Origin of the sequence: Levilactobacillus brevis ATCC 14869 = DSM 20054, from assembly GCF_001433855.1 — a bacterium.
Lineage (GTDB): Bacteria > Bacillota > Bacilli > Lactobacillales > Lactobacillaceae > Levilactobacillus > Levilactobacillus brevis.
On the sequence record NZ_AZCP01000003.1, the window covers coordinates 1 to 22,931 of the forward strand.

Consider the following 22,931-nt stretch of genomic DNA (forward strand, 5'->3'; position numbering starts at 1 on the left):
CAACTTAATCATCATATCATGTTGCTGATTTGATGTCAACAAGAAATTTGATTTAACAACGTTTCTCGTTGATTCGCTATCTCAATACGACAGCTTAATTAATATATCATATCGTCGTCTTACTTGTCAACAACTAATTTCAATCTTTCGAATTGGTCTAGTTGGTTACTCGTCGTGACAACGTATATAACTATACCAAGTGAGCACCGACACGTCAACTAAAATATGAAAAAAAACTAAGTATTTTTCAATAACGTATATTAACATTGAAATAGCCTGAAACGATACGGTATAACCGTACTTTAAATTGGATGCACTATGATAAAGTACGTTAGGATTACATAAATAAAAGGAGGTGGTTACCCACGCTCCTCTCTAATCCATTTATTTAAGTTGTTTGGCCCATTGCTGTAATGCCACACTTGCTTCTTTACGATTAACCTCTGCCCATGTATAGGGAAAATAATTCTGCCAAAGACCATCATCAAAAGCCCGTTCATAAACTTCCAATTGCGGCACAATCGTTCGATCTGGTTTCAATAAGTTGGCAATTAACTCCAATCCCACCGTCGAAAAGCAAGTCACAACCACTTTCCCCGCTTGATTGGTCACCGGTTGGTCAACCCCACCGTTCAGAAAAGTGAAGATATCGTGTTCAACTTCATCCAATTTACGTTGTTGTTGGGCCACATAAATGTGCCATTCATTACGCGTTGGCAGGTATTGTGAGAAATAGTAATCTTGCAGAAATAACGCGAAGGTTCCTGAAAACCGCTCCGGTGATTGAACGGTTGGTCCAGATGGCCGACCATATAATGAAGACTTTTCAACTAATTGTCGTAAAGTTCCGAACGGATTAGCCTGACGCGTAAACATTGCCAAATACCGCATTTGCCGCTTATAGAGGCTCACCACATCATCGGGGTGCATCACCCGTACCGTCGTTAATTCTAATGACAGGTCAACCTTATCAATGTAGCGTAATGGCGTCTTCGGTAATTCACCAGCTTCTCGTAAACGGTTCACGTTTTGCTTAAATCGCTTAAACAAGGCTTCTCGACTTTTCTCAGTCGGTAACTCGTTTTGGGGAAAAGATCGCGCGTACACATACATTTCACCTAGGGACGTCCCCCACGGGAGCTTCGCCTGCAGGTAGTACTTCAACGCATCTGCTCGGGTGGTTGGATACTCATGAGCCACGGGTTGAACCGACTGTTGTGGTTGCTGAGTCCGGTCCACGCCTTTATATACAAACAGGTAATAACCCAGACCAGCTGCTAACAAAACACTACCATACATCTTGAACGCTCCCTTCTATTATTTGGTTAATTATACAATACACCAACCATCGTAAAAATAAAGCAAAGTACGTATGATTTTGGCCCGGTTCCTAGACAGATCTGCTCAACTGTAAAAAAAGGAATCCGCCATTAACGACGAATTCCTTTTGAGGAGGATAGCTTCTTATGACTAGCCATTAAACATGGGCAATGGCTTTGGTTAAAAGTTCAATAATGGTGCTATTGGCAAACAACCGGAGAACCTCATCAATTTGTGGTGCCGAATGATCGCCCGTGAAAGCCACGTTCAGTGGGAAATATAGGTTACGACCTGTGACGCCCGTCTCCTGACTCACGGTTTGAATCATCTTTTTAAAGTCCGGTGTTGCAACATCTACAGGCAGTGCCTGAACATGTTTTCGAAAGGCCGTTAGTACCGCTAGGGTTGCCGTCCGATCGAATTGCCGTAATTGGTCATAATCCAGTGGTTCCTGCAAAATCGTCACATAAAACAAAACCTTATCCATAATCTCACTCAACTGGTGGATTTCCGTTTGATAGATTTTGCAAACTTGAGACGTTAATGTCCGTAAGTCAGGTAATTGCAATGCCTTTACCTGTTTAGCGACATCCGTTTGTCCCTCGTCGACCAATTCCAGTACCCGATCCGTCATATCATCGAGGTCTAAGCGCTTAATGTAAGCCGCGTTGATCCAATCCAGCTTGCTTTGGTCAAAGTAGGCTGGCGATTTGGACATTCTGGCTGGATCATAGCGTTCAATGAGCTCTTCTCGTGAGAAAAGTTCGTCCTCGCCTTCTGGTGACCATCCTAAAAAGGCAATAAAGTTGAAGATTGCTTCGCTTAAATAGCCTTGGTTCTTATATTGACTAATAAACTGTAATGTTTCCTTATCCCGCTTACTCAATTTTTTACGCGTTTTAGGATTATAAATTAACGTAATGTGCCCAAAGTTCGGGTGCTTCAAGCCTAAGGCTTCATACACCGCAATTTGCTTTGGCGTATTGGCAATGTGGTCATCTCCCCGTAAGACATCTGTGATATCCATCAGGTAATCATCAATGACCACGGCAAAATTATAAGTGGGCATCCCATTACTCTTCTCAATAATGAAATCACCGCCCATATTGTCGGAGTTAAAAGCCACATGACCTTTAATAATGTCATCCCAAGCGTATTCATGGTTCGCCGGCAAATGGAGTCGAATACTAGGTTTTAACCCGCGGGCCTCCGCCGCCTGTTGATCGGCTACTGACCGACCATACCACCGACCATCGTAGTGCGGTGCTTCACCCGCGGCCCGTTGTTGGTCCCGCATAGTGGTTAATTCATCTTCCGTTGCGTAGTCTTTGTAAGCTAACCCTTGGTCAAGCAGCTGTGTAATGTAACGGTGATAGAGGTCTTGCCGTTCTGTTTGATGATACGGTGCGTACTTGGGATTGGGCTTATCAGGGCCTTCATCCCAATCAATTCCCAACCAATGAAGATTATCAATTTGGCTATCTTCACCATGGGGGACGTTACGTTTAACATCCGTATCTTCAATTCGTAAAACCATGGTTCCGTGATAGTGCCGCGCAAACAGGTAGTTGAATAAGGCCGATTGGGCATTGCCAATGTGCAAGAAACCTGTCGGACTCGGTGCATACCTCACTCTCACGTTCTTTTTCACTGTCGAATTCTCACTCATGCTTGTTTCCTCCTCTATTAACTCACCATTACTCGCCGTTCAGCCGGTCAGCTGCCCGAATTAACTTCGAACGGTGGTCTTGTTATCTTGATCAACGGTGGTCGTCACGCCAAATGTGTGATTTAATCCATCAATCGCTAATTTCAAATCATCCAAGAAATCATCGGCAATCGTCATGGTCATGGATGGGCGTACCACGATCCGGCTAATTGTCACATCGTCGCGATTCTTTGGCAGTGGATATGCCGGAACTTGCCAACCATACTTAGCCAGCTCGGACTCCAAATCATACAACGTCCAACCAACCGGCGCATCGTCCGCTAGTTTCCAACAGTTAATTGGTAGCTGTGACCCATCAACTAAAATATCGAAAATCCCATACGTTTTCAGAGCTGCCGTCAGCTTCAATGACACCTTCCGAACATTTTGCATGATCGTCTTATAACCTGATAATCCAAATCGAATGAAATTGTAGTATTGCGCACTGATATGGGCACCACTGTGTGAGAAGTTAATGGCGATTGAATCAACGGTCTTACCTAGATATGGCACTTGAAAACGCATTTCTGCGGGTAAAATATCAGCCGTGTTGTGCCGCCAAACAATCCACCCCAACCCAGGGTAAACCATCCCGTACTTATGGCCCGAAACGTTAATGGAAACCACGTTCTTCAACCGGAAGTCCCACGGGTTAAAGCCATCGACGAACGGCGCGAACAGGCCACCAAAGGCAGCATCAACGTGAATCCGTACCGGCATCGTCGCGGTCTTGTTATATTCGCTCACGAGGTTATCTAGCGTTTGAATATCATCAACGGAGCCCGTGTACGTAATGCCCTCAATTCCGATAATCCCAATCGTATTTTCATCAACGTAATCCATCACATGATCCATATCTAAGGAAACTTGGTCACCATTAATTGGCACTTGGCGCATCTCGACATTCCAGTAGGTACAGAACTTTTCCCAAACAACTTGGTAACCTGACATGATGACCAAGTTGGGCTTGTGGCTATGCAGGTCTTCAATATCAAAACCAGCTGCCTTGGCCCGGTGCTTCCAACTATGTAGTAGCGCCAAGCCGCCTAACATACATCCTTCAGAAGAACCTACCGTTGAGGTCCCAATGAAATCATCGTAAATCTTTTCATTGTCAGGAATTCCCCATAGGTGAGCAATCATGCTGACACAGTAATTTTCCATTGCCGCGGTCTTAGGGTATTCCGATTTATCAATCGCATTGGTATTCAACGCGTTCTTCATTAATTCATCGGCTTGTGGTTCCATTTGCGTGGTACAGAAGGTCGCTAGGTTTTGATTAGCCTTGGCTTCATTTAAACGATAGTGTTCCACCAATTGAGCGGCAACATCCGGTGCCATGGGATCATCTGGTAATGTATTGGTGGGTAAGGATTGCCCGGCTTCGACACTGCCTAAAAACGTTTTTTCTAAATCCACATTATTAATCATCTGCTGTGTTTCCTGATCGTTTTTATTCATTATATAGTCGTCATATCCGTATTGCGATATGGCTTGCCTCCTTAATCATTTTTCACTACTTGGTTTCTTTTTCCAACGCCTCATGACCGGTCGGTGCTGCCACTTCATCCACATTGACACCTAGCTGCAAGGCCCATTTGTCGTGGAAACGGTACAAGATAAATGGCAAAACGAGCATGACCACAAAGGCACTCACTAACAACATTAGGTACGTGTGTTTTGAGGCAACTGATAAATCTGCTGGTGGGAAAAAGGTCACGACAAATCCAAAGGCCGATAAAATAAACCCTAGGATACCGTAAGTGATCCGCAACCAACGCGACTTAGCGGCCACAAAGTCCCGATGCAAATCGACATACTTGAACTGTAAGACCAAATAACTAATAAACATCAGCATATACATCAAGGTGTATAAGGCTACCGTCAAACTCATTGCAGTCTGGAAGGAAAGGCTCGTCTTGTTCCCGCCAGCCCCAAACGTCAACAGCGCCCCAACAATCGACACGATGACCCCTTGAAGGACCATGACATTGGTTTCAATCCCATATTTATTGGCCTTAGAGAAGCGCGGTGGTAAGTAGCCAGCTTTAGCTGCTTCAAACATCCCCGCGTTAGGACCAACGACCCAACTGCTGATTTCACCCAAGACACCAACGGCTAATAAGAACCCTGTTAGCTTTTCGACAAAGACCACACCCACACCGTAGCGGGCAACTAAGGCCCCATAGGCGTAAACAATCCCATTACTTAACTGAATCTGATTATTCGGAATCGTCATAGCAATCGCCATACTGCCGATAATATCGGAACAGATCGCAGCAACTGCTAGTGCCATCATGACCTTAGGATAGATGCTAGGTTTATCCAAGTCCTTAACGTGTGGTGCCGACCCTTCGGCACCGGCAAAAGCCAAGATAAACGGAACAAATCCCACTAAGACACTCCCATTCCAACTCGATGGAAAAATGGTGTGCATGTTGACGTGAATCATCGCTGGGTTTCCTTGTACGAGGTACAAAATAAATAGAAAGAGTAAGAAGAAGACTGGGATAATCACCCCTAACGTGAAACACCATTGGGCAATCTTACCGGTAACACTCGTTCCTTTTTGCTGTAGAAAGATAAGGCCCCATAAAATGATCATCATCAAAATAAACTTAACTAACGGGTTATCCGTGATAATGGGTAAGCCAAACGTTACTGAAAAACAGCCGATAATGAAATACATCATTGTATTCATCCCAACCGTAATGTGAATCCATTGGTAGAATAATGCCGACCAACCTGCGCGTTCACCTAACATATTCCGTGACCAAGTAAAGATACCGCCTTTACTCCAGCCATCGATGGACGCCATCTCTCCTGAGGTCCGAGTCACCGGTAAAAACCATAAGATCCCGGCTAAAAACAGGTAAAAGAAAGCGGTTGGTCCTTGCTTAGCAAATGCCGCAAAACCGTAAACCGTCATGACCATGGAAGTCGTCATGGAAAATAACTGAAAGCCCGTTATTCGATTTGCCTTTTGCGTATCAATTTGCTGTTCAGACTTATTTTCATCCACTTGCTACACAATCCCTTCACAACCAAACGAAGCGGTGTCAATTAAGTACAAGTGACAGCGGTTTCAATTTGGGAACTCATTATTCGGCCGAATAATTGTGAACCACCACCAACGGTGATTCCGTGTTAACACCCTAAGAGTAGAGCTGACGTACCAAATAAAGAATAGACAGAGACTGGGTTATGTATAAGTGCTAGACAGATGCCAGTTGTTGTTTGACTGATACTTTGGTGAGCAGACTTTCTGTTTCTAATAACATGGCCAGTTGCCGCTGGCTAACCGGTCCGATCCCCTCAACGACCAAAGCCGGATTTTCTCGGAGGCCACTGCGAAACCAATTGCGAACAATCCCCTGTAAGCCGTACTCAAATAGTAATAGACCCGATTCATTGCGGAAATGTAACTGCGGACATGCCTGCTTCAGACTCTGTTTTAATCGTTCCACAATCAGATCGATCGTTTCCAAGATAAAATCATCAAATTCCGAATAAGCATGGGAATCGACGACGTGATGACAAAAGTTCTGATGCGCATCAATGTAGCGAAACAAGCTCAGATAACTAGCCAGCCAGTTGTCGGCCGTTACTTTCCCCACCAGACGCTGTGCCTCGTGATCGAACTGATACTGCAGACAATCAAATTTATCTTGGAAATGATAATAAAATGTCTGTCGATTAACATGGCTTTCCAAAACTAGCCGTTTAACCGTGATCGTATCAAATTGTTCATCATCGGTTAGCCGCTGCAACGTTGCCCCCAGCCTTTCCTTAGTTCTGGATTCCATTCATCCCATCTCCTAATTCTGTCCGTAAGTTCAGGTTAAGTGTGCTCCGTTGGCCCTAAATTTAGTATAGACACTTTCAACTTTATGTATGGCGCACTGCAAATAAGAAACCGGAAACCTGCCTTTATTAGACTGGAGATTTGAAGTCGTTAAAAAGGGGATCATTAGTAACTAATCGTTACCAACAATCACCCTTTTAGAATGGTATTTATGTTAATCCACTATCATATCTCTACCGCCAGTTGGATAGATTTACTATTATACTTTCATTCGTTAGTCATCAACGACGGTCATTTGTTGGTGTCGGTGGGCGGGCGTGTCGATTTCATCTAGCATCGCACTCGCAAAGGTGCTAAAGGTAACCGTTGACTGCCCCGCTGAATTAGTCAAAATCTGATTCGTTCCTAATCGGTAGGCCTGCTTGTCACCGGTAATGAAATCATTCTGTGGTGTCATGACCGTCCAATCTACATCATCCACCCACTGGAGGAACTGCAGCTCATGCACCTGCTGGGCAGAGGCGTCAATCCAAGGTGCCCCAGCATAAGCCTTCAATATTGCGGCCAACTGCATCTCCCCGTGATCATCGACTAATGAGCTGGAATCCGTGACGAAAATAAACCGCGGAGTCGCTTGATTGCGAAATAAGCCAACTAGCTTCGTGACCAAATCTAAATTTTGAGTGGTTTGTTTCGGAGCAAAGGTGTCAATCACCACATCAAAGTCCTGTAAATCAGCTTTCGTCAACGTCATCGCATCTTTTACTAGTCGTTGCGCCGTTTGACCGAATAACGCTGTCGCCTTTTCACCATTCCGAACCACCGCAGTCACCTGATGCCCTCGGCTAAGGGCCTCTTGATAAATGACCTGACCCACATTACCAGTAGCACCAATAAGACCAATTTTCATAATAATACCCTCTTTTCATGCCAAATCAGTGACATTTTTTACTCATGACGTGTTAAACTTAACGATGATTAAATAAGCTTAGTCACTAAGCTTATCGATGAAGACTATAGACTTAGTCGCTAAGTTTTACAAGTAATTTGTTTGAACGGAGGAATTTACATGGCACAACACGCTTTAGACGAAGCTCAGGTCGTTGCCGCAGCAACCGAATTAGCAAAACAGATTGGCTTTGAAGCCGTCACGTTGACCAAAACTGCCGCACAATTGGCCATCCAGCCCCAATCAATGTACCGCTACGTCAAGAATACGGATGATCTGAAAGGTAAAATCCTAGCGGAGAACATGGCACTACTGGTAAACCAACTCTATGAGCAACTGATCGGTTTGTCTGGTGAACAAGCCCTCACTCAACTCATGATGACGGTCGCCTTTGGTGAATATACACAAATTATGCCCCACGATTTTGCCGGCGTCGCTAAATACCTACATTACGATGCCGTTCGTGAACAATACAATCGACTCTACGAAATGATTCCGCGGCTTCTAAAGTCTTTGATCAGTGATGCAGATAAAATCCGCCGTGGAACCCAATTACTAGCCGATTACATGTTAGGCGAGTCTGTCACCTCGCGAAACAACGAGAATAATGATCTCACGCAACGACGCGCGGACTTTTCCGCCAACATTGCCCAAATTTTGGCGATGCTCCGTAACTAACTACCTCGTTGATTACCTCATAATACAATTACAGAAAGAAGCGGATTTACATGGATCAACAAACGGTTACTCTCATTACGGGTGCCAATAAAGGCATGGGTTTAGAAATTGCCCTAGAACTGGGCCAACGCGGTCAAACTATTTTGGTTGGCGCCCGTAATCGTGAGCGCGGCCAAGCGGCCGTCACCCAGCTGGCCGAACAAGGCGTCCAGGCCACCTTCATTCAGCTGGACGTTACCGATGCCACATCAATTGCGCAAGCCGCACAACAAATCAAGACGGACTACGGTTATCTATCCATCTTAATCAATAACGCCGGCGCCGCCTTTGACCAACATCAAGCACCCGTCACTCTGCCAACGAGCGTTATGCGCCGTGATTTTGATATTAACTTTTTTGGCTTAATCGATGTGACTCAAGCCCTGTTACCCTTACTGCTAAAAGCCCCTGCGGCCCGGATTATTAATATTTCCAGTATGATGGGCTCGTTGACCGCATCCTTAATGCCTGGCGCTGAAACCTACCGAGCTAGCGCCGTGGGGTATCAAGCCTCCAAAGCGGCCGCTAACATGTTCACTGTTCAATTGGCCAAGCAGCTAGCCGCTACAGATGCGGCTATCACGGTTAATGCGGTTGATCCGGGAATGGTCGCTACCGAATTTGGCGGATCATCAGCCGCAACTGCCCAAGCCCGCGGCGCCAAAACACCAGCCGAAGGGGTTGCCCGCACAGTCGCCTTGGCCACCCGTCCAACCATTGATACGGCAACCTTCACCAATACACACGGGATCGTTCCTTGGTAATACAAAAAGAGACGAGAAAACCAAATTGGTTTTCTCGTCTCTTTCTATGCGCAATAGGCATTACTACTCTTGATTGGGCTAGCTGGGTTCGAACCAGCGCATCACGGGATCAAAACCCGTTGCCTTACCACTTGGCTATAGCCCATTATTAAGATGACCCGTACGGGATTCGAACCCATGTTACCGCCGTGAAAGGGCGGTGTCTTAAACCACTTGACCAACGGGTCATAACTGATCTCAATGGAACAAAACCTATTATGCACGAAAATTAATTCTACGTCATTAGACAGTAAAAGGCAAGTGTCAAAAAAGACTAATTTTGACACTTGCCTTTGATTGTCTGAGGTCAAGACTGCCCCAACTGCGCTACAATTAATCATAATTAGCTGTTTCTGAACAAATTAGTGAGACGCTTCACTGGTTCGATAGTGATACCGGGTCAGTCCCAATCCACAAACGACTAGTAGATCAACAACGGCGCATCCCAAAAACAGCACTGGAAACGAGGCAAATTGGCCAATTACTAAGCCACCAACTACCGGTCCCACGGCCTTACCTAATGAGGAGCAGGCATTGACCAATCCTTGATAACGTCCCTCATCGCCGACCGTCTGCGCATTAATCAGTGCCGGCACTCCTGGCACATAGATGGCTTCACCCAGCGTTAACAGCGTCATCGCCGCAAATAAAGCGCCGGTGCCTGACGTTAGGGTCAAGAGTAAGAAAGACCCACCAATCGCCAGTAGACCACCAATAATCTGGCGCATTAAAAACCGTGGTTGACTGAACCGGGCCATCACAGCCTGCACCACCATCAGAAGTATCCCGTTATACACCCACAGGTAGCTATAGAGCTTGATCCCCAGTCCCTCTGCTTGAATATACACCGAAACATTACTCATCCACTGCGCGTATGTGAGCCACATAAAGACAAGGCTCACGAGCAATCCCACAATCATGAGCGGGGAAAATGGCAAGGTGGCCGTTGCTTCAGCCGGTTCGTCTCTGACCGTCACCGGGATTTCTGCCTGCTGTTCATACGTCCCAGCACGCCAATGCCACAAGCCAATGGCGCCACCATAACAAATCAATAGTAACCCGAAGATGGGCCGGAGACTATGGTGAAATAAAAATCCAATACTAGCCGTCCCCACGACTAATCCTAAATTAATAAAGATATACAGCAGATTGAATAGCCGGCTATCCGCATGACTCAGTTGCGCCGTCAAAGCCGAAATCAACGTGAGCATGCCCCCGGTCAGCAAGCCAAAGATGACCAGCACTATGGGATAGGCGATCAAGCCATTGTAGAAAATACCCACAGCAGCATCCACCAGTAGGCCCAGTAACATGACCTCACCAACCCGCTTAGCTGAATACCGGTCGGCCAACACGCCACCTAGATAACCGCCAAGCACATTACAGCCCGAATAGGCCGCTAAGATAAGCCCACTCACTACTAAATTCAATCGCAACTGATTATGTAAATAAATGGTCGTTAATGGCCACATCACACTGTAAGCTGTGTTGATTAAGAAACCTAGCATCAACAGGGGCCACAGCTGACGAATCAATTTTCGCATAATTTCATTCCTATCTAGTTACACGCCCATTTTAGCATGCCATCACGAGATCTTCCAAATGAAAGCGGTACCGGTTAAACTGCTATGAAAATTCTAGCGGTTTCTCGCGGTTCATCGCCTTTTAGGCTTGCTAAATCTATGAAAATCAACTAAATTTAAGGGAGGTCTGGATTCATTGAAATTTAGAAACAATTACTAATAGGAGGACACAACATGGGTAACAGCAAAAATAATGCCACGCCGACCGATCTGAACGATCAAATGCAGGTTCGTCGGGATAAAATGAACAAGCTACAAGAACAGGGCATCGCGCCTTTCGGTCACCGCTTCGACAGAACTGACAACAGTCAGTCACTCATTGAAAAATACGATAAGTACGATAAAGAAGAGTTGATGGAAGACAAACATTACGTTGCTGTTGCGGGTCGGATCACCGGTAAGCGCGGTAGCGGTAAAGCTGGGTTCATCGACCTCCTCGACAGAACTGGTGTTGTTCAGGGATATGCCCGTCAAGACGAACTTGGCGAAGAAACTTACGCCCTATATAAAACCCTCGATTTAGGTGACTTCATTGGTGCCAAGGGTTATGTGATTAAAACCAACACCGGTGCTTTGACATTACGGATGACGGAACTTGAATTCCTCTCCAAGTCATTGCGGCCACTTCCTGATAAATATCATGGGCTAACCAACCCTGAAACGATCTACCGTCAACGGTACTTAGATCTGATCTCAAACCGCGAAAGCTTTGACCGGTTCCTCAAGGTCACTAAGATTAAGAAAGCCATCCGGGAATACTTGGACGGTGAAGGCTACCTCGAAGTTGACACCCCTGTCTTACAAACAGAAGCTGGTGGTGCTGAAGCCCGGCCATTTATCACCCACTCCAACGCCTTTGATATTCCGTTATATCTCCGGATTGCCACGGAACTTTACCTCAAGCGTTTGATTGTTGGTGGCTTTGAAAAGGTATACGAATTGGGCAAGGACTTCCGGAATGAAGGGACCGACTTACGGCACAACCCTGAATTTAACATGGTCGAAGTCTATACCGCCTACACCGATTACACGGACGTCATGGACTTGGTTGAAAACCTCTTCCGGTTCGTGGCTAACAAGGTTAACGGATCTGGCAAGTTGACGTATCAAGGCAAGGATATCGACTTAGACAGCGACTTCAAGCGACTCCACATGGTGGACGCCGTGAAGGACGTTACGGGAATCGATTTCTGGCAACCAATGTCTGATGAAGATGCGCACAAGTTGGCTGAAGAAAACGGCATTCATTGTGAACCTTACTGGAAAGTCGGTCACATCATCAACGCCTTCTTCGAAGAAAAGGTTCAAGATACCTTGATTAACCCAACCTTTATCTACGGTCACCCACTGGAAATTTCACCATTGGCAAAGAAGAACCCGAAAGATGGTCGTTTCACCGACCGATTCGAATTGTATATCGATGGTAATGAATACGGTAACGCCTTTACCGAATTAAACGACCCTATCGATCAACGGCAACGTTTCGAATCCCAAGATGCTGAACGAGCTGCTGGGAACGAAGAAGCCCACGGTATCGACGAAGATTACGTCGAAGCGATGGAATATGGGATGCCGCCTACTGGTGGTCTGGGTATCGGTATCGACCGGATGACGATGTTATTAACTGATTCCACATCTATTCGTGACGTTATGCTCTTCCCAACCATGCGTCCAAACGACTAACCACGAAAAGAGGCCATTGCATGAAAGCAAACCAACTGATAGCGTTACTCCAAGAACATGATCTCTTACGGAACACAACGCTGCAAGTGGACGACACTGACTTTGCGGGCCTCACTTATGACTCGCGGCAAGTCCAAGCGAACACCCTCTTTGTTTGTAAGGGGTTCAACTTCTCAGTGGACTATCTCCACAGTGCCATTGAAAACGGGGCAACTGCTTATTTAGCTGAAGAAGACTACGGCGTGTCTGTTCCGGTCATCTTGGTTAAAAATGTCCGCAAGGCCTTGTCTTTAGCGGCACAATTATACTTTGACTTTCCCCAAAACGACCTGTTTGTCATCGGGTATACGGGCACCAAGGGTAAGACAACGTCAACGTATTTGACGACCAACATCTTATCCCACGCCTTCCCCCAACAAGTTGCGATGTTTTCTACGATTAACCATATCGTCGGACCAAAACCACAAGACCAGTACCGGGCACATTTGACCACGGCCGAATCTTTCGACCTGTTCAAAGAAATGCGACAAGCCGTCGACAACGGTCAAAAGGTTTTGGTGATGGAAGTCGCGTCACAAGCTTATTTGCTTGATCGCGTTTACGGGTTAACCTTTGATGTTGGGATCTTCTTGAACATTTCACCCGATCACATCGGGGTCAATGAGCATCCCAACTTTGCCAACTACCTGTTCTGCAAAATGCAGTTACTGTTAAATTCACGCAATTGTATTATCAATGCCGAAACCGATCACTTTGATGAGATCTATGCGGCCGCCAAAGTTTCAACGAACCCCGAACACATCTTCACTTACGGGTTCAATCAGGCACAGGCATCCCTCTCAATCACCAGTCGACAAGCCACGCTAACGGACAGTCATTTCGACTTAACGGTTCACGATGAGCGCTTAGCCACTCTCGCCACCACCTACGACGTTTCCGTCCCCGGTGATTTCAATCAAAGTAACTCAGCCGCTGCTATTCTGGCCAGTCATCTGGCTGGGGCGCAGGTCGCTGACATGCAATATGGATTGGCACACACCCGCATCCCTGGTCGGATGGAGTCCATTACCACCAAGCATCACGGAACCATCTACATCGACTACGCTCACGATTGGGGTAGCATGAATGCCTTGCTGAGCTTCTTGCATACGCAGTTCCCTGACCACCGGGTGATTGCCGTATTGGGGAGCACTGGTGATAAAGGTGAGGATCGGCGTGAAGGCTTCGCTAAAGCATTAAATGACTATGCTGATGCCGCTTACCTGACAACTGATGATCCGGGACATGAAGATCCAATGGCCATTGCCCGTGAGATCGACAGTCATATTGACCATACGAAGGTCAAGACAACGATCATCGCCCAACGGGAAACGGCGATTGCCCAAGCCATTACCACGGCCACGAATACCGATTTGGTCGTGTTAGCTGGTAAGGGTGAAGACGCATATCAAAAGATCAATGGGGTAGATACCCCGTATGCTTCTGATCCAGTCGTCGCCCAAGACGTGATTGACAGCTTAGCCGATGAATCATAGCGGCTTAACCAAAAACGCGTAACCCTTAATTGGGCTACGCGTTTTTTTGACGATTAAGCTTATTTACGACGGCGCTTACGCCGTTTCTTTTGGCTAAATTTTAATTGCTTGGCTGGATGTGGCTGAGTTAATTGATGATCGGTCATAAATAAAGCCCGACTAGTCGTTGGGTGGGCGCGCAAATAATCCTGCGTAAAGGCATCAACGGCTTGCCGATCACGCGTATCAATCCCCTGCTGTTGCATCGCAGCCGTTAGCTCTTCAAAGAAGTGTTCTAACTTGGGATCATACATCGTGGTCAAGGCGGTGTGCTGGTTGCGGACCCACGCCTGTAGCTCGGTGGCAGCAGGTAACAACTGGTGGTCGGCGAGATAAGTGAATAACGCCGTCAGGGCAAACGGTACTAAGCGAAAAAGTTCGGGAACCCGTTCGCTGTCATCTAATAAATGCGTAAACGGTCCAAACATAATCTCACTAAGCGTTGTGACCGTCCACTCGCTCGGTTGTAGGCCCTTACCCGTTATCAGGAGTTCCGCTACCGTATGGATAATGGTAGCAAACCGTTGCTGGTCAGCCGAAGAAAGATTCTGTACTTCGGGTTGCTGCGTCATGGTCTGCACCCAAGTATCCACTTGGGCGACAACCGTTTCGTAAGCCGCCTGCTCTTGATCCGTTGTTTCATGCGGAGCAACTAACGCTGTCCGCGCGGCTTTTAAGGCCTGCAACAAAGCGGCTTCATTAGGCAACGCCTGTGCTCTGAAATAAGCTGTCAAAACTGGTACGACAGCCACGTAATACCGATGTGATTGATCAACCATCGTCGGCAAAGCCGCTAACGTAGCGGCAACTTGTTGCGGTGTCCAGTCACCCGTTAAGCCGACCGCCTGCCGAACCCGCAACACATCTGCTAGGATAGTTGCGGCATAGTCTTGTTGATTGCTTGATAATTTTGCCAGCCGTTGCGGCGTCAAAAATTCGGCTGGACTCAATGTTGTGTGTGCCATTTGACGATTCCCCTATCTTAAATCTCCATTATCCCTATTATAGTTGAAGACCTATCTAATGGAAAAGTGATTGCCCCATTCTTTTATGTTTGATACAACGTTTTACCTAAAGTCCTTGCACGTTTTCGCAGGATCATTTAAACTGTATTAATTACATCATTATTGTAAGCGCTTCTGATTACGTTAAAGGGGAGTATGAATCATGAACATTCCACGAAAGGTCTGGGTTGACGCAATTGGCGTGGGCCTCTTCACTTTAGTCTATAGTTTAATTATGAGCGGTTTCTCCTTGTGGATGGGCTCTGCCGCTTTTATCGCCGTTTCTTATTTCTTTGGTGCTGGTTTTCCCAAAGACAAACTTTGGAATATTTTACTGAGCTTTGCTCTGGGGATTATATGGGGACTGGCGGCCTTCCGGTTGCTTCACGTCTCTTGGATTGCTTCCCCGTGGGCCAGTGCAATCATGTTTGGTCTCATGACCTTCGTTGTTCTGTTCCTTCAAGGCACCGTCATGAAGTTTACCGTTGTTCCAGCCTGGCTGATTGCCTGGGGAACTACGATGCTGATTATTTCCAATGTGACGATTCATAATTGGTCGCTCTTTGTGTTCCAATTGTACGCGTCCATGTTATTAGGAATTTTCGTCATTGGTTACGCCTCCGACTATTTTTACAAATTAAGCTTCAAGTTATTTCCGACTAAGGACGCCGACAAAACTGCCGACCGACCAGCTGAGGATGATTAACGTATCACCAACTAAAGAACGGTTCCTTCAGAATGCACAACGCACTGAAGGAACCGTTTTTCTTTTAATCAGAGTGAGCTGCGGATAACCGCGCACGCAACTTAGCCCGTTGTACTTTACCATTGCCATTGTGGGGAATCTCCACCACTGGGATAAAAGTTTGGGGAACCTGATAGTGGGCCAAGTGCTGCCGACCAAACGCGACTAACGCCGCCACATCAAGGGGATGGTCACTGACCACAAAGGCCACCGGCACCATTCCCCATTCAGCGTCCGACCGACCAACGACCGCAATATCGCGAACCCCCGGCGCCGATTGATAGGCGGCCTCAATCGCATCAGGAAAAATATTTTCCCCGCCAGAAATAATCATGTCATCCAACCGGCCATCAACATATAAGAAGCCGGCCTCATCTAAATGGCCCACATCGCCGGTATGGTACCAACCATCTGCCGTTAGCTTCGCCGCAAACTTCGCTGGCTGCCCTAAGTATCCAGCGGCTAGCGCGGGTGTTTTTAATAGAATCTCATGCGTCTGCGGAGTCAACTGGAGTTGCGTGGTAAATAACGGTTTGCCTGATGACCCCACATGACTTGGCGCATCCGCAAAGTTTAACGCCACCACCTGAGAAGCCGTTTCGGTCATCCCATAGGATTGCACAACGGGAACCCCTTGCTGCTGACACCGCCGCAACGTGGCTTGATCAATGGGGCCACCCCCCAGCAGCATTCCTCGTAAAGCACAATAAGGTGCCGCCGTGGGGGTCTGTTGATCTAACAGCTTCTTGAGCATGAATGGCACTACCGAAATTAAGGTCACCGGTTCCGTTCGCAAGATGTGCGCAATGGCTGGCGCGTCAAACTGTGGTACCAAGCGCACCGTCATCCCGTAGATTAAACCGCGCATCATAATTGAAAACCCACTGATGTGAAAAATCGGTACCGTACACAGCCATTCATCGTCTGGCATAACACCTAAATTTAAGGCAGAAGCAATTGCTGAGGTATAATGATTCTCGAAGGTCTGTAGCACGCCCTTGGGTTGTCCCGTTGTCCCCGATGTATACATGATACTGGCGACCTGATGCACATCAAACGTTGCGACAAGTGGGCGGGGCATTGCGGCCGTGGTCAATAACGTTCCAAAACGAACCGCGTTCACCCCCAACCCCTCACGCCATAAGTCATCGGCAACGAGACACGTTGTCACCGTACTGTCTTGTAATTGCCGCCTTAGTTCTGTGGTCGGTAGACGTTTGTTCAACCAGACAATCGTGTGCCCCGTCCCCAATAAGGCTAGGGCAACTTGGTAGCCGGCGAGGGAGTTATCAGTCAGCATCGCTACTCGGGGCTGCGTTAAGGCGCCAACCGCCGCCAGTTGACCGGCCACTTGTGTTAAGCGCTGTGCCAGTGTCGCAAATGTCAGTGACTGATGCCCATCCGTCACCGCAATCTTTTGGGGCGCCAACTGAGCTTGCTTCGTGATCCAATTATCCACGACTGTTGCTCCTTTCTATGGAAACTTGGGGAATTGGTCAAAATCAGGCTGCCGTTTTTCATTAAAGGCATCGCGCCCCTCTTTCCCCTCATCGGTCGTGTAAAAGAGCATCGTTGCGTCGCCGCCCAATTGTTGAAGGCCTGCTAAGCCGTCCGTATCAGCATTCATAGCGGCCTTGATGAAGCGCAATGCCGTTGGTGATTTCTGCAAAATCTCGTGGCACCAATCCAACGTTTCTGATTCAACCTCAGCTAGTGGCACCACTTTATTAATCCAGTTCATTTGGTAGGCCTCTTCCGCGCTATAGAAATGATTCAGGAACCAGACTTCCTTGGCACGCTTGTGACCAATGACGCGGGCCAGATAGCCAGACCCGTAGCCCGCGTCAAAACTACCCACTTTCGGCCCCGTTTGACCGAACTGCGCATTGTCAGCCGCAATCGTTAAATCACAAACCAGTTGTAAGATGTTACCACCACCAACTGACCAGCCCTTAACCATGGCAATCACGGGCTTGGGAATTACCCGAATGAGGTGTTGCAGATCCAAGACGTTGAGCCGGGCAATATGGTCAGGACCTACATAGCCCCCGTTACCCCGCACAGTCTGATCACCACCGGAAGAAAAGGCCTTATCACCGGCCCCCGTTAAAATGATCACGCCAATGCTACTATCATCGCGACAAATCGTGAAGGCATCAATCATTTCCTGGATCGTTACCGGCGTAAATGCATTGAGCTTTTCCGGACGGTTCATGGTAATCTTAGCGACCTTATCCGCTCGTTCAAAAATAATTTCTTGGTAATCCTTAACCTGTTGCCAATTTGCTGTTGTCATGATTTCACAACCCTTTCAAAAGAGGTATTATTATGGAAAATTTATTAACCACCTTAGGCATCAAGCAACGCTTAATCACTAAGACAAAATCGATTATAGCACTCCCTGTGAGCGCTGCCATCAAACAGCCCTATGGCGTCGTTCATGGGGGCATCAATGGCATATTAGCCGAGACCGCGGCCTCACTAGGCGCCAATGCTAACCTAGATGCTGATCGCGTCGCCGTCGGGGTTAATTTAACCGTCCAACATCTCCAAGCTGTGACCCAGGGGGAATTAATTGCGACAGCTACACCGCTGCATATCGGGCATCATTTGCAGACCTGGCAAGTCGCCATTACAGTCGCTGACCAACTCACCAGCCAGGCCACCGTCACCCTCACAACAATGAAAAAATAATCGTTGGTTTTCAAAAAAAGACTTACGCCGTGAAAAAATTTGTGGTACGCTGAGTTCTCGTGGGAAATTCAAACGAGGAGCAACACAATGCCTAGAAATTTTAAAGAAGAACTACTATTTACTGCTGTCATGGCGGGCCTGATGGTCCTAGTGATGGCTGGTTACAACATCGCCTTAGCTGATGGCTTCGGTCATCACTTCATCAGAGAAGTCTTGGTCGGCTACCCCTTAGCCTTACTAGTCGCCGCAATTTGCGATCTAGGGATCATCGGTCCCGGTGTCAAATATCTCTTTTTCCACTACATCATTAATGATTATATGAAAAAGAAACAGATTCGGATCGCCCTCACCATCTCCGTAATGATGGTGGCCGGAATGGTCACGTTAATGTCACTTTTCGGAATGGTCGTCACTCAAAACTTTGGGGGCAACGTCTTCTTGACGTATCTCCACACTTGGATTTTTAATCTCTTCATGGCGTTACCACTACAATTATTAATTGTTGGCCCAATTGCCCGTAAGATTTTATCACTCGTCCAAAAGGTGCCAGCACCCGAACAGCCATTAGAAACCGAAACATCTAAAGATTAACCTAACTAAACGTCGCCGCTACCAATCAGTAGTTGCGACGTTTTTTATTTGTCGTTATCCCACGCTAACGACAAACGACCCGCGTTGCATCTGCAACCGGGTCGTTTTTGGTTTCATTACTTTTCGGTGAGTTGTAATTTCGGCCAGCGCTGTAGCCACTGTTTAGTAGCCATACGTTCCCGAAAGATTGCAAGATGCTGCTCATCTTGCTGATAAAAGGAAATGGGACGACAGCGCAGTGCTAATAAATCCGCAACACCGTGTGGCGCAATCAACTGGACCTGCTGTTGTTCATCTAGGAAAGCCCCAATACACGTTGGTACCTCAACAAAGTGACCAATGGCGTCACTAACAGAGGTGAATTCCGGTGCATTTGCAAAATTATAGTGAGCCATATAGACCTCATTTTTCACCTGCCATTGATACTGCGGTGCTTGCCGTCTCAGTGCCGTATAAATCTGTAGATCGGCTTCAACTGGCCGCTGTGGATCAAAGAAAACAACATCCACGTCACTAATGAGTTCCACCGGCTGATGGCTCAACACTTGCCACACAGTATTGCGAATACTCCCTGCCGCTAATGCTCCTTGAGGCAAGTGGCATGCCTGAATTAAGCGTAATATCTCCATTAATGCTGGTGTTTCTTCAATGATAGCTTTCACTTGTTTTATTCCTGTCACCATAGCCGCCTCCTAGCCTGATTGTCAGTTTAGAATACCACACCAAATGATGATATCTAAATGGCTAATGTCAATTGTTCCACATGAAACATCATGCCTTAACGTGGTATCCCGCCAATGTCTAGACTACTGAATATCTCCCACTTATAATACCAAACTTTTATAGTTTATTTTCCACGTAGTCTATGACGACTCTTCACCATTACCGCCTTTACAAATAGTTATCGCTATATATTTTATCCAAAAACATGAATTAGTTACGATAAATATATGCTATGATTATCCTATAAACGATTATGGGGAGACTTTTTTATGATTAAAAAATGTTTAGGCCTTTTAAGCAGTCTATTACTCATTGGCATTCTAAGCGGTAGCGTGTTGTATTTTGGCGTTACACCCACGCCAGCCGCTGCCAGTACCAAAGTAGCAAAATCCAAATCAAAGGGGAAAGTCATTGTCTACTACGTTTATGGTAAACGCGGTCACACTAGCAAGTATCTTTGGTCAAAGAAAACATTGACCGGTAAAATCGGGACAACCTATCATACTAAAGCACTCGACCTATTGAACGACTCAGGCTACATGGCCTTAGCTAGCCACTCTAAAAACACGAGTGGGAAATTTACCCGAAAAACAACCAAAGTTTATTATCGCTACTACGATGTTATCGAACGTGATTATGAATTCAAACACGAAGCCGATTTATATATGGAATTAACTGGCGACCACCGTATCGGTCTTTTTGATCGCAATTTACAAGACGGTGTCGAAGTGGTAGTTGAACGAACCAATTTTTCTAAGCCCTATTATGATGTTTCCTATTCTAACCGCGTCGATACTGGTCACGGCAGTGGTTTGAAAGAATTTCATTATCGCTTTGGTTCCACACATCGTTTCAAGGATAATCGCGATGGTAATATCTATACAATGGCCCTGACAAATAGCGGCGGCATCACCTTCCACGCTGTTGCGACAAAGCATTCCACCATGAATGAATTGGTTCAAGTTAGCGCTCACGGTAAGCTTCTGACGGCTAAAATTAGAAAATAACCGCTAATGCCATTCCCATGATCTGCTAAAATCCAAATTAGATTGCCAAAATGATATCATGGTGATATCATAGAGCTATCAACAGGAGGATATAATCATGGCAAAAGAAAAACAAAAGCGGTTTTTACTACGGATGGACGAAGACCTTTTTCAACGTCTATCCGCCGCGGCAGACGCTGATGGTCGGAGCATCAACGCCTATATCGTTCATTTGCTATCCCGTTCGGCACCCACTGGTAACTGGGAACAACGTCAATTAATTGGCCGTTCCTTGGCTGGTAAAGAACTTGATCCGGACTCTGGCTTGGTGTTAGTCGCCGGTATTTACTATCGCTACTTACTCGAGTCACCAGAAGCGCCGGACCCGAACGCCAGCTATACCATCACAGAGAGTCACGGGAATATCTTAACGCTCAAAAAAATCTAAGGGGACGATCAGGATGTTTGGAATTAGAATTGTGCGCCAAAATAACGAAGGTTTAGTTGAAACATTGGGAAAGTACAAACACAGCGTCTCGTCCGGTATTCATTTTTACCTACCAGGGATTCAAAAAATTCGCACGGTTAATCTCGCGATGACGCCACTGGCGCTACCACACTACTCCGTCATTACAAAGGATAATGCTGATGTTTCCGCCAGCCTCACCCTCAACTATCACGTTACTAATTCGGTCAAATACCAATATGAAAACACGGATTCAGTCGAATCAATGGCCCAACTGGTACGGGGACACCTCCGGGATATTATTGGTCGAATGGATCTTAACGAAGCGCTAGGCTCCACGGCCAAAATCAACCAGGAACTGGCAACTGCCATTGGGGATTTAACCGATACGTACGGCATCAACGTTGATCGTACCAACATTGATGAGCTCACACCTTCCAAAGCCATTCAGTCAGCTATGGATAAGCAATTAACGGCTGACCGAGAACGGATTGCAGCGATCGCGAAAGCTGAAGGGGAAGCCAAATCCATTGAACTAACGACCAAAGCCAAAAACGATGCTTTGATGGCGACTGCCTCAGCTGAGGCCACGGCCACCCGAACGCGAGCAGATGCTGAAAAGTACCGGATTGACACCGTCAATTCCAGTCTGGAAACCGCCACGCGCGAGTTCTTCGAAAATCAATCGATTTCGGCCTTTAGTGATCTCGCCAAGTCCCCCGCCAATGTGGTGGTCGTTCCCAACGACCACGTCACCGACCTGGGCCAAATTCCAGCCATCGGGGCGGCTTTGAAGAGTGGATTGGCGCCACATCCGACTAAATCGGTTGATCCGCAATCATAATGACGAGAATCTAAAAAGATCGACCTTCGCAGTGTTTTACCCACTGTGAAGGTCGATCTTCTTTTATTCTGCACTTACATCTTGATGACGGTAGAAATACGCCAAGGTTCCTAAACTAAAAGCCACCACCATGCCAACTAAAATCGCAACTTGCTCGGTAATCGACCCACCCAGAGAAATCGTCTGGTGAAGACCACTCATCGCAATGGTCATGGGTAAATACGGATGAAATGCGCGCAGGAGTGGATTCGTCAATTCAATCGGATAGGTTCCTCCAGAGCACCCAATCTGAAAAATCATAAAGAGCAGCATTAGCCACGCTCCCGTCAGCCCCAGCCATAGGCGAAAACAAGTGACGAGACTAAAGAAAGCCAGAATAATCAATAAACTAAAGAGGTAGGTCGCTAGTGGGTGTACCGGTCGAAGACCATTAACTTGCCAGACGCCGAGCCACAGAGCACTAGCTGCTAGCACCACGAAGCCCCATAGGAAGCTCATTTTATCTAACCACGCTAAGGCAAAGTAACGGTATTTTCCGTGACGCTGGCCAGCATCATAAATAATATTGAGGGTAATACACCCGACAAACAACGCAATGGTCATAAAGTACGGCGCCATCCCCGTTCCATTATTAGCTAGTGAATGGGTATCCCGTTGAATCAAGTGAATTGGCGTGACCTGGACCCGCCGCTGTGCCGGCGTGACTGCTGTCATCGCTTGTGCACCACGGGCTAAC

22 protein-coding genes and 2 tRNA genes are annotated in these 22,931 nt (G+C 46.8%); 10 read left to right on the forward strand and 14 right to left on the reverse strand.

Annotation, left to right across the window (positions count from 1 at the left end):
* Positions 1-384: 384 nt before the first annotated feature.
* The 6 genes from FC61_RS05820 to FC61_RS05845 all read right to left on the reverse strand — a co-directional run bounded on the left by FC61_RS05820 (position 385) and on the right by FC61_RS05845 (position 7,743).
* Positions 385-1,299 carry a hypothetical protein gene (locus FC61_RS05820; protein ID WP_021742801.1) on the reverse strand — a complete coding sequence of 305 codons (915 nt, stop codon included), beginning with the start codon at positions 1,297-1,299 and terminating at the stop codon, positions 385-387.
* Positions 1,300-1,477: 178 nt separating this feature from the next.
* A complete protein-coding gene (gltX, locus tag FC61_RS05825) occupies positions 1,478-2,989 on the reverse strand; it encodes a glutamate--tRNA ligase (protein WP_021742800.1) in 1,512 nt (503 codons plus the stop codon).
* A 60-nt stretch (positions 2,990-3,049) separates the two neighbouring features.
* Positions 3,050-4,489, reverse strand: coding sequence for a glutamate decarboxylase (gene gad, locus FC61_RS05830; protein ID WP_021742799.1), 1,440 nt, complete (start codon positions 4,487-4,489; stop codon positions 3,050-3,052).
* 55 nt (positions 4,490-4,544) lie between these two features.
* The gene (locus tag FC61_RS05835; protein ID WP_021742798.1) at positions 4,545-6,050 is read right to left on the reverse strand and encodes an amino acid permease; all 1,506 of its coding nucleotides are present in this window, start codon (positions 6,048-6,050) and stop codon (positions 4,545-4,547) included.
* Between the two features lie 193 nt (positions 6,051-6,243).
* Positions 6,244-6,834, reverse strand: coding sequence for a TetR/AcrR family transcriptional regulator C-terminal domain-containing protein (locus FC61_RS05840; protein ID WP_011666888.1), 591 nt, complete (start codon positions 6,832-6,834; stop codon positions 6,244-6,246).
* A 273-nt stretch (positions 6,835-7,107) separates the two neighbouring features.
* On the reverse strand, positions 7,108-7,743 hold the full coding sequence (locus tag FC61_RS05845) for an NAD(P)-dependent oxidoreductase (protein ID WP_021742797.1): 636 nt from the start codon (positions 7,741-7,743) through the stop codon (positions 7,108-7,110).
* 159 nt (positions 7,744-7,902) lie between these two features.
* On the opposite strand from FC61_RS05845, the gene FC61_RS05850 reads away from it, so the two are divergent.
* Both FC61_RS05850 and FC61_RS05855 read left to right on the forward strand, forming a co-directional pair.
* Positions 7,903-8,460, forward strand: coding sequence for a TetR/AcrR family transcriptional regulator (locus FC61_RS05850; protein WP_021742796.1), 558 nt, complete (start codon positions 7,903-7,905; stop codon positions 8,458-8,460).
* A gap of 50 nt (positions 8,461-8,510) precedes the next feature.
* A complete protein-coding gene (locus FC61_RS05855; protein WP_021742795.1) occupies positions 8,511-9,263 on the forward strand; it encodes an SDR family NAD(P)-dependent oxidoreductase in 753 nt (250 codons plus the stop codon).
* Between the two features lie 73 nt (positions 9,264-9,336).
* Here the strand turns inward: FC61_RS05855 and FC61_RS05860 are convergent.
* The 3 genes from FC61_RS05860 to FC61_RS05870 form a co-directional block, all read right to left on the reverse strand.
* A tRNA-Gln gene (locus FC61_RS05860) sits at positions 9,337-9,408 on the reverse strand.
* A gap of 9 nt (positions 9,409-9,417) precedes the next feature.
* A tRNA-Glu gene (locus FC61_RS05865) sits at positions 9,418-9,490 on the reverse strand.
* Between the two features lie 174 nt (positions 9,491-9,664).
* Positions 9,665-10,846: an MFS transporter gene (locus FC61_RS05870; RefSeq protein WP_021742794.1), complete on the reverse strand. Its 1,182-nt coding sequence runs from the start codon at positions 10,844-10,846 to the stop codon at positions 9,665-9,667.
* Between the two features lie 213 nt (positions 10,847-11,059).
* Between FC61_RS05870 and lysS the strand changes: the two genes are divergently transcribed.
* Positions 11,060-12,568, forward strand: coding sequence for a lysine--tRNA ligase (lysS, locus tag FC61_RS05875; protein WP_021742793.1), 1,509 nt, complete (start codon positions 11,060-11,062; stop codon positions 12,566-12,568).
* 20 nt (positions 12,569-12,588) lie between these two features.
* The gene (locus tag FC61_RS05880) at positions 12,589-14,103 is read left to right on the forward strand and encodes a UDP-N-acetylmuramoyl-L-alanyl-D-glutamate--2,6-diaminopimelate ligase (RefSeq protein WP_021742792.1); all 1,515 of its coding nucleotides are present in this window, start codon (positions 12,589-12,591) and stop codon (positions 14,101-14,103) included.
* Positions 14,104-14,162: 59 nt separating this feature from the next.
* Here FC61_RS05880 and FC61_RS05885 read toward each other — a convergent pair whose 3' ends face one another.
* A complete protein-coding gene (locus FC61_RS05885; protein WP_021742791.1) occupies positions 14,163-15,107 on the reverse strand; it encodes a hypothetical protein in 945 nt (314 codons plus the stop codon).
* Positions 15,108-15,309: 202 nt separating this feature from the next.
* Between FC61_RS05885 and FC61_RS05890 the strand changes: the two genes are divergently transcribed.
* Positions 15,310-15,852, forward strand: coding sequence for a DUF1097 domain-containing protein (locus FC61_RS05890; protein WP_011666881.1), 543 nt, complete (start codon positions 15,310-15,312; stop codon positions 15,850-15,852).
* Between the two features lie 64 nt (positions 15,853-15,916).
* Here the strand turns inward: FC61_RS05890 and FC61_RS05895 are convergent, their stop codons facing one another.
* Complete coding sequence (locus FC61_RS05895) at positions 15,917-17,350, reverse strand: o-succinylbenzoate--CoA ligase (protein WP_042516689.1); 1,434 nt, start codon at positions 17,348-17,350, stop codon at positions 15,917-15,919.
* A 15-nt stretch (positions 17,351-17,365) separates the two neighbouring features.
* Positions 17,366-18,187 carry a 1,4-dihydroxy-2-naphthoyl-CoA synthase gene (menB, locus tag FC61_RS05900; protein ID WP_021742476.1) on the reverse strand — a complete coding sequence of 274 codons (822 nt, stop codon included), beginning with the start codon at positions 18,185-18,187 and terminating at the stop codon, positions 17,366-17,368.
* A 32-nt stretch (positions 18,188-18,219) separates the two neighbouring features.
* Between menB and FC61_RS05905 the strand changes: the two genes are divergently transcribed.
* Together FC61_RS05905 and FC61_RS05910 are read left to right on the forward strand one after the other, a co-directional pair.
* A complete protein-coding gene (locus FC61_RS05905) occupies positions 18,220-18,585 on the forward strand; it encodes a PaaI family thioesterase (RefSeq protein WP_021742477.1) in 366 nt (121 codons plus the stop codon).
* Positions 18,586-18,672: 87 nt separating this feature from the next.
* Positions 18,673-19,176 carry a DUF2798 domain-containing protein gene (locus FC61_RS05910; RefSeq protein ID WP_011666877.1) on the forward strand — a complete coding sequence of 168 codons (504 nt, stop codon included), beginning with the start codon at positions 18,673-18,675 and terminating at the stop codon, positions 19,174-19,176.
* Positions 19,177-19,292: 116 nt separating this feature from the next.
* On the opposite strand, the gene FC61_RS05915 is transcribed toward FC61_RS05910, so the two are convergent.
* The gene (locus tag FC61_RS05915; RefSeq protein ID WP_021742478.1) at positions 19,293-19,859 is read right to left on the reverse strand and encodes a nucleotidyltransferase family protein; all 567 of its coding nucleotides are present in this window, start codon (positions 19,857-19,859) and stop codon (positions 19,293-19,295) included.
* A 309-nt stretch (positions 19,860-20,168) separates the two neighbouring features.
* Between FC61_RS05915 and FC61_RS05920 the strand changes: the two genes are divergently transcribed.
* From FC61_RS05920 to FC61_RS05930, 3 genes are all read left to right on the forward strand, one after another.
* Positions 20,169-20,906 carry a MucBP domain-containing protein gene (locus FC61_RS05920; RefSeq protein WP_021742479.1) on the forward strand — a complete coding sequence of 246 codons (738 nt, stop codon included), beginning with the start codon at positions 20,169-20,171 and terminating at the stop codon, positions 20,904-20,906.
* 97 nt (positions 20,907-21,003) lie between these two features.
* A complete protein-coding gene (locus FC61_RS05925) occupies positions 21,004-21,333 on the forward strand; it encodes a toxin-antitoxin system HicB family antitoxin (RefSeq protein WP_011666874.1) in 330 nt (109 codons plus the stop codon).
* Between the two features lie 13 nt (positions 21,334-21,346).
* On the forward strand, positions 21,347-22,195 hold the full coding sequence (locus FC61_RS05930; RefSeq protein WP_021742480.1) for an SPFH domain-containing protein: 849 nt from the start codon (positions 21,347-21,349) through the stop codon (positions 22,193-22,195).
* A gap of 63 nt (positions 22,196-22,258) precedes the next feature.
* On the opposite strand, the gene FC61_RS05935 is transcribed toward FC61_RS05930, so the two are convergent.
* Positions 22,259-22,931, reverse strand: a 673-nt coding sequence (locus tag FC61_RS05935) for a YhgE/Pip family protein (protein WP_202812794.1), incomplete at its 5' end; no start/stop codon positions are given.

Coding starts and splice junctions, on each gene's coding strand:
- FC61_RS05880 (WP_021742792.1), top strand. CDS start 12,589: ATGAAAGCAAACCAACTGATAGCGTTACTCCAAGAACATGATCTCTTA.
- FC61_RS05820 (WP_021742801.1), bottom strand. CDS start 1,299: ATGTATGGTAGTGTTTTGTTAGCAGCTGGTCTGGGTTATTACCTGTTT.
- FC61_RS05870 (WP_021742794.1), bottom strand. CDS start 10,846: ATGCGAAAATTGATTCGTCAGCTGTGGCCCCTGTTGATGCTAGGTTTC.
- gad (WP_021742799.1), bottom strand. CDS start 4,489: ATGAATAAAAACGATCAGGAAACACAGCAGATGATTAATAATGTGGAT.
- FC61_RS05840 (WP_011666888.1), bottom strand. CDS start 6,834: ATGGAATCCAGAACTAAGGAAAGGCTGGGGGCAACGTTGCAGCGGCTA.
- FC61_RS05850 (WP_021742796.1), top strand. CDS start 7,903: ATGGCACAACACGCTTTAGACGAAGCTCAGGTCGTTGCCGCAGCAACC.
- lysS (WP_021742793.1), top strand. CDS start 11,060: ATGGGTAACAGCAAAAATAATGCCACGCCGACCGATCTGAACGATCAA.
- FC61_RS05845 (WP_021742797.1), bottom strand. CDS start 7,743: ATGAAAATTGGTCTTATTGGTGCTACTGGTAATGTGGGTCAGGTCATT.
- FC61_RS05885 (WP_021742791.1), bottom strand. CDS start 15,107: ATGGCACACACAACATTGAGTCCAGCCGAATTTTTGACGCCGCAACGG.
- FC61_RS05930 (WP_021742480.1), top strand. CDS start 21,347: ATGTTTGGAATTAGAATTGTGCGCCAAAATAACGAAGGTTTAGTTGAA.
- FC61_RS05915 (WP_021742478.1), bottom strand. CDS start 19,859: ATGGTGACAGGAATAAAACAAGTGAAAGCTATCATTGAAGAAACACCA.
- gltX (WP_021742800.1), bottom strand. CDS start 2,989: ATGAGTGAGAATTCGACAGTGAAAAAGAACGTGAGAGTGAGGTATGCA.
- FC61_RS05920 (WP_021742479.1), top strand. CDS start 20,169: ATGATTAAAAAATGTTTAGGCCTTTTAAGCAGTCTATTACTCATTGGC.
- FC61_RS05855 (WP_021742795.1), top strand. CDS start 8,511: ATGGATCAACAAACGGTTACTCTCATTACGGGTGCCAATAAAGGCATG.
- FC61_RS05925 (WP_011666874.1), top strand. CDS start 21,004: ATGGCAAAAGAAAAACAAAAGCGGTTTTTACTACGGATGGACGAAGAC.
- menB (WP_021742476.1), bottom strand. CDS start 18,187: ATGACAACAGCAAATTGGCAACAGGTTAAGGATTACCAAGAAATTATT.
- FC61_RS05905 (WP_021742477.1), top strand. CDS start 18,220: ATGGAAAATTTATTAACCACCTTAGGCATCAAGCAACGCTTAATCACT.
- FC61_RS05890 (WP_011666881.1), top strand. CDS start 15,310: ATGAACATTCCACGAAAGGTCTGGGTTGACGCAATTGGCGTGGGCCTC.
- FC61_RS05910 (WP_011666877.1), top strand. CDS start 18,673: ATGCCTAGAAATTTTAAAGAAGAACTACTATTTACTGCTGTCATGGCG.